The sequence below is a fragment of the Inquilinus sp. genome, assembly GCF_057815775.1.
This window is the reverse complement of record NZ_JBYRFX010000204.1, coordinates 1-5,853: the sequence shown is the minus strand read 5'-3', so window position 1 is coordinate 5,853 and position 5,853 is coordinate 1. Positions and strand designations below refer to the sequence as shown.

The 5,853-nt window shown below is 69.5% G+C and carries 5 protein-coding genes; 2 read left to right on the top strand and 3 right to left on the bottom strand.

Annotation, left to right across the window (positions count from 1 at the left end):
* Positions 1-1,993, top strand: a 1,993-nt coding sequence (locus tag AC3XYG_RS07255) for an aldehyde dehydrogenase family protein (RefSeq protein WP_489139139.1), incomplete at its 5' end; no start/stop codon positions are given.
* A gap of 44 nt (positions 1,994-2,037) precedes the next feature.
* Here the strand turns inward: AC3XYG_RS07255 and AC3XYG_RS07250 are convergent.
* Both AC3XYG_RS07250 and AC3XYG_RS07245 read right to left on the bottom strand, forming a co-directional pair.
* On the bottom strand, positions 2,038-2,916 hold the full coding sequence (locus AC3XYG_RS07250; RefSeq protein WP_489139138.1) for an aldo/keto reductase: 879 nt from the start codon (positions 2,914-2,916) through the stop codon (positions 2,038-2,040).
* A gap of 15 nt (positions 2,917-2,931) precedes the next feature.
* Positions 2,932-3,774, bottom strand: a complete 843-nt coding sequence (locus AC3XYG_RS07245; protein WP_489139137.1) for an oxidoreductase — start codon at positions 3,772-3,774, stop codon at positions 2,932-2,934.
* Between the two features lie 128 nt (positions 3,775-3,902).
* Between AC3XYG_RS07245 and AC3XYG_RS07240 the strand changes: the two genes are divergently transcribed.
* Positions 3,903-4,874 (top strand): LysR family transcriptional regulator, encoded by a 972-nt coding sequence (locus tag AC3XYG_RS07240; protein ID WP_489139136.1) that lies wholly within the window; start codon positions 3,903-3,905, stop codon positions 4,872-4,874.
* Here the strand turns inward: AC3XYG_RS07240 and AC3XYG_RS07235 are convergent.
* Positions 4,825-5,736, bottom strand: a complete 912-nt coding sequence (locus tag AC3XYG_RS07235) for a LysR family transcriptional regulator (protein WP_489139135.1) — start codon at positions 5,734-5,736, stop codon at positions 4,825-4,827. The genes AC3XYG_RS07240 and AC3XYG_RS07235 overlap by 50 nt on opposite strands.
* Positions 5,737-5,853 lie beyond the last annotated feature (117 nt).

Below are 5,853 nucleotides of genomic sequence, written 5' to 3'. Positions count from 1 at the left end.
GCTGGTCGCCCGCCATTTCTACCACCATGCCGGCTGGGCCTCGCTGGTCGAGACCGAATTTCCGGGCTACCGCCCGGTCGGGGTCTGCGGCCAGATCATCCCGTGGAATTTCCCGCTGCTGATGCTGGCCTGGAAGGTGGCGCCGGCGCTGGCCGCCGGGAACACCGTGGTGCTGAAGCCGGCGGAGTTCACGCCGCTGACCGCGCTCTTGTTCGCCGAGATCGCGCAGGAGGCGGGGCTGCCGCCGGGCGTCTTGAACATCGTCTCCGGCGACGGTGCCACCGGCGCCCTGATCGTCGACCATCCGGTTGTCGACAAGATCGCCTTCACCGGCTCGACCGAGGTCGGACGGAAGATCCGCGAGGCCACCGCCGGCACCGGCAAGAAGCTGTCGCTGGAGCTGGGCGGCAAGTCGCCCTTCATCGTGTTCGACGATGCCGACCTCGATGCCGCGGTTGAAGGCGTGGTGGATTCGATCTGGTTCAACCAGGGCCAGGTCTGCTGCGCCGGGTCGCGCCTGCTGGTGCAGGAAAGCGTGGCCGACCGGATGTACGACAAGCTGAAGCGCCGGATGGCGACGCTGCGGGTCGGCGATCCTCTCGACAAGTCGACCGACATGGGCCCGATCGTGGCCCAGGTGCAGCTCGACCGGATCAAGCATTATGTCGAGCTGGGCAAGACGGAGGGGGCCGCCTGCTGGCAGGATTCGGCGTCGCTGCCCCAGGGCGGCCTGTACTTCCCGCCGACCCTGTTCACCGGGGCCGAGCCGGCCTCGACCATCGCCCAGGACGAGATCTTCGGCCCGGTGCTGACGGCCTCGACCTTCCGCACGCCGGACGAGGCAGTGTCGCTTGCCAACAACTCCCGCTACGGCCTCGCCGCCTCGGTGTGGTCGGAGACGGTCAACCGGGCGCTGCATGTCGCGGCGCGGCTGAAGGCCGGCGTGGTCTGGATCAACTGCGCCAACATGTTCGACGCCGCGGTCGGATTAGGCGTCTATCGCGAGAGCGGCTTCGGCCGTGAGGGCGGGCGTGAAGGTATGTACGAATACCTCGTCGCCGGCTGGGAGAAGGATGCCCCGGCGCTGAAGCCGGAGAAGCCGGTCCCGCTGGCGGCGGTGCCGCTGGGCGGCGAGCACGAGCTGCCCTCGATCGACCGCACTGCCAAGCTGTATGTCGGCGGCAAGCAGGCGCGGCCGGATGGCGGCTACAGCTATGGCGTCACCGACCCGAAGGGACGGGTGCTGGGCCAGGTCGGCCTCGGCAACCGCAAGGACATCCGCAACGCGGTCGAGGCGGCGCACAAGGCCGGCGGCTGGGGCGGCCTGGCCGGGCACAACCGGGCCCAGGTGCTGTACTTCCTGGCCGAGAACCTGGCGGCGCGGTCCGAGGAGTTCGCGCATCGCCTGACCGCGATGACCGGCGCCACGGCCAAGGCTGCGGCGGCGGAGGTCGAGGCCGCGGTGCGGCGGATCTTCTTCTATGCCGGCTTCGCCGACAAATATGACGGCCAGGTGCATGACGCCCGTGCCCGGCAGGTGACGCTGGCGATGAACGAGCCCTGGGGCGTGATGGGCATCCTGTGCCCGGACGAGGCGCCGCTGCTCGGCTTCATCTCGCTGGTGGTGCCGGCGATCGCCATGGGCAACCGGGTGGTGGCGGTGCCGTCACCGCGTCACCCGCTGGCGGCGACCGACCTGTACCAGGTGCTCGACACGTCAGACGTGCCGGACGGCGTGGTCAACATCGTCACCGGCGAGCGCGACGTGCTGGCCAAGACCCTGGCCGAACACGACGATGTCGCCGCTCTCTGGTACGCCGGCCCGGCCGATGGCGGCGCGGCGGTGGAGAGGGCCAGCGCCGGCAACCTCAAGGCCACCTGGACCAACCAGGGCCGCCGCCGCGACTGGCTATCCGACGCCGAAGGGCAGGGCCGCGACTATCTGCGGCGGGCCACCCAGGTCAAGAACATCTGGCTGCCCTACGGGGAGTGAGGACGGCCGGGGCCGGCAGCGACATGCCGGCCCCGACCGATCCATCAGCCGCGCCCGGCCGCCTTCTTGCCTTCGCGGTCGAGCGCCGCGAACTCCTCGTCCGACAGCGTGATCGACGCCGCGGCGACATTCTCCTCGAGATGCGAGACCTGCGATGTGCCGGGGATCGGCAGCATCACCGGGCTGCGCTTCAGCACCCAAGCCAGGGCGACCTGGCTCGGTGCCGCGCCATGCGCCTTGGCGATGGTGTCCAGCAGCGACCCCGGCCGCGCCAGGTCGCCCGCTGCCAGCGGGTACCAGGGGATGAAGCCGATGCCATGGGCGGTGCAATAGTCGACGACGTCCTCGCTGCCGCGGTCGACCAAGTTGTAGCGGTTCTGCACCGTGGCGACCTTGAACACCTTGGACGCATCCTCGATGTCGGCGACCGAGACTTCGCTCAGGCCGGCATGGCGGATGGTGCCGTCGTCGAGCAGCGACTTCACCGCCGCGAACTGCTCGCCGCGTGGCACCTTCGGGTCGATCCGGTGCAGCTGCCACAGGCCGATCTGCTCGACGCCCAGCTGCTTCAGGCTCTTCTGCGCCTGGGCACGGAGGTAGTCGGGCCGGCCGTTCATCGTCCACTGGTCGGGGCCGCTGCGGGTGAAGCCGGCCTTGGTGGCGATCAGCAGGCCGGGATAGGGGTGCAGCGCCTCGCGGATCAGCTGCTCCGACACGTCGGGGCCGTAGGAATCGGCGGTGTCGATGAAGTTGACGCCCAGATCGGGCAGGCGCTTCAGGGTGCGCAGCGCCTCGGCCCGGTCGGCCGGTTCGCCCCAGATGCCGCGGCCGGTGATGCGCATGGCGCCGAAGCCGAGGCGGTTGACCTCGAGGTCACCGCCGATCTTGAAGGTACCGGACTGGCCGGCATCGATGTCTGCCATGGTGATGATCCTTCCTCAGTCGAAATCGGTCGACAGCGAGACCTGTTCCCAGGCCTTGAACTCTGCCTGCAGCGCCGTCAGCTTCTCGCCCACCAGCTTGACCGCGTCGGGGCCCAGCAGCAGGTGGGCCGGCGGGTCCTTGGCTTCGACCAGCTGCAGGATGGCGCGGGCGGCCTTGGCCGGGTCGCCCGCCTGCTTGCCGCTCCGCGCTTCGCGGGCGGCGCGCACCGGCGCGAACACCTCATCGTAATCCGGAATGCTCCGCGGCGCCCGCACCATCGACCGGCCGGCCCAGTCGGTGCGGAACCCGCCCGGCTCGACCGCGGTGACGGCGATGCCGAAGCCCTTCACCTCCTTGCCCAGGGAGTCGGAGATGCCTTCGAGGGCGAATTTGCTGCCGTGGTAGAAGGCGATGCCGGGAAAGCTGATGAAGCCGCCCATCGAGGTGATGTTGACGATGTGGCCGCGGCGGCGCGGGCGCATATAGGGCAGCACCGCCTGGATCACGGCGACGGCGCCGAAGACATTGACCTCGAACTGGCGGCGCAAATCGTCGAGGGGGGATTCCTCGACGATGCCCTCATGGCCGTAGCCGGCGTTGTTGACCAGCACGTCGATCGGCCCGATCTCGGCCTCGACCTTGGCGACCACGCCCGGCACGGCCGCGGTGTCGGTGACATCCAGCAGCACGCCGAAGGAGCGGCCGGGGCTCAGCGCATCGAATTCGGCGCGGGCCGCCTCGTTGCGCAACGTGCCGACCACTTTGTGCCCGGCGGCCAGCGCCGCGGTCGACAGGGCGCGGCCAAAGCCGGTGCTGACGCCGGTGATGAAGAAAATTTTGGCGGTGTCGGTGGTCATGACGGCGGTCTCCTGTGGTGCCGGGTCGGAAATGGGTTGGCCGTGGCTTCAGGATAATCGACACAATCCGCGAAAGGCTTTGAAGGGAAGCTTCAGAATTCCTAGAGTCAGCCGATCGGGAGGCGCGCATGCGGCAGGATCAACTCGACGGGCTCGTGACATTCCTCTGCGTCGCCGAGCTGAACAGCTTCTCGGCGGCGGCGGCGCGGCTGGGCGTCTCGCCCTCCGCGGTCAGCCAGAGCATCCGCACCCTGGAGCAGCGGCTGGGCGTGCCGCTGTTCAATCGCACCACCCGCAGCGTCGGCCTGACCGAGGCCGGCGCCCGCTACCATGAGCGCGTCGCCCCGGCGATCCGCGACCTCGGCGCGGCGTCGGAGGAGCTGGGCGACACGGCGGCCCGGCCCTCCGGCCTGCTGCGGCTGAACGTGCCGCGGGCCGCCCATATGATCGTGCTGCAGCCGGTGCTGCGCCGGTTCCTCGACGCCTATCCCGAGATCTCGGTCGAGCTGGCGCTGGACGGCGCCCTGGTCGACATCGTCGCCGGCGGCTTCGATGCCGGCATCCGGTTCGGCGACCTGGTCGAGCGCGACATGGTGGCGGTGAAGGTGGGGCCGGCGCTGTCGGCCCATATCGTCGCCACGCCCGACTATCTCGCGCGGCGCACCGTGCCGCAGCATCCGCGCGACCTGCTGGCGCATGACTGCATTGGCTTCCGGCACCGGACCAGCGGCGCGGTCGAGCGCTGGGAGTTCCAGAAGGGCGAGGAGACGATGCAGCTGGCGGTAACCGGCCGGCTGATCGTCAACGATTCCGCGTCGCTGGTGCAGGCGGCGCTGGATGGGCTGGGCGTCGGCTACATGGTGAACGGCTATCTCGAGCGCTTCATCGCCGAGGGCCGGCTGGTGCGCCTGCTGGAGGATTGGAGCCCGCCGCTGGCCGGCTTCACCCTGTATTATCCGGACCGGCGCCGGGTGCCGCGCAAGCTGCGGGCGCTGATCGATTTCCTGCGCGCGCACCGGGACGAGACGCCGGTGAACACGGAGGGGGTGATCACGGTGCCGCCTGAGGTCGCGTTTCCGGCCCTCGCGCAAAGTCGATGAAGGCGCGCAGCGCCGCCGGCACCTGCCGCCGGCCGGGGTAGTAGAGGAAGAATCCGGGATAGGCCGGGCACCAATCCTCCAGCACCCGCAGCAGCCGTCCCTCGGCCACCAGCGCTTCCGCCTGCTGCTCGAACAGATAGGCCAGGCCGGACCCGGCCAGCGCCGCATCGATCATCAGATCCTGGTCGCTCAGGGTCAGGGGGCCGTCGACCTCAACCTCCAGCTCGATGCCGCCGCGCTCGAACTCCCAGGCATAGAGGGCGCCGCTGTGGAAGCGGTAGCGGATGCAGGGCTGGCCGCGCAGCTCATGCGGCGTGGCCGGCACCGGATGGCGCTCGAAATGCTCCGGCGATCCGACGATGGCGAAGCGGTGTCGCGGGCCGATCGCGGTGGCGATCATGTCGGCGGCGATGACCTCGCCGAAGCGCACCCCGGCGTCGAAGCCGGCCGACACCACATCGCTCAGCGCATCGTCGGCCACCACCTCGACCCGCACGTCGGGGTAGGCGCGCTGGAAGCGGGTGACGATCGGCAGCAGCACCAGCCGGGTGGCGGCGCGCGACGCATTCAGCCGCAGCGTGCCCGCCGGGGCGCCGCGGAACAGGTTCAGATCCTCGATCGCATCGTCGATGTCGCGGAAGGCGGGGCGGATCCGGGTGAACAGCCGCTCCCCCGCCTCGGTCAGCGCCACGCTGCGGGTGGTGCGGTTGACCAGCCGCAGGTCCAGCCGCTCCTCGATCGCGCGCAGGGCATGGCTCAGCGCCGAAGGCGTGACGCCGAGTTCTACGGCCGCGCGACGAAAGCTGTGATGGGTGGCGATGGTGAGGAAGACCGAGAGGTCGGCGGGATCGATGCGCTTCATTGATGAGATCATCTCATGATCCCATTGCGGATTTATACGATTATTTCAGGAGAAGCGCAGCGGTACCGTTTCTTCATCAAGCCCGACGCGCCGCATCCCGCGGCCCGGGACGAGAGG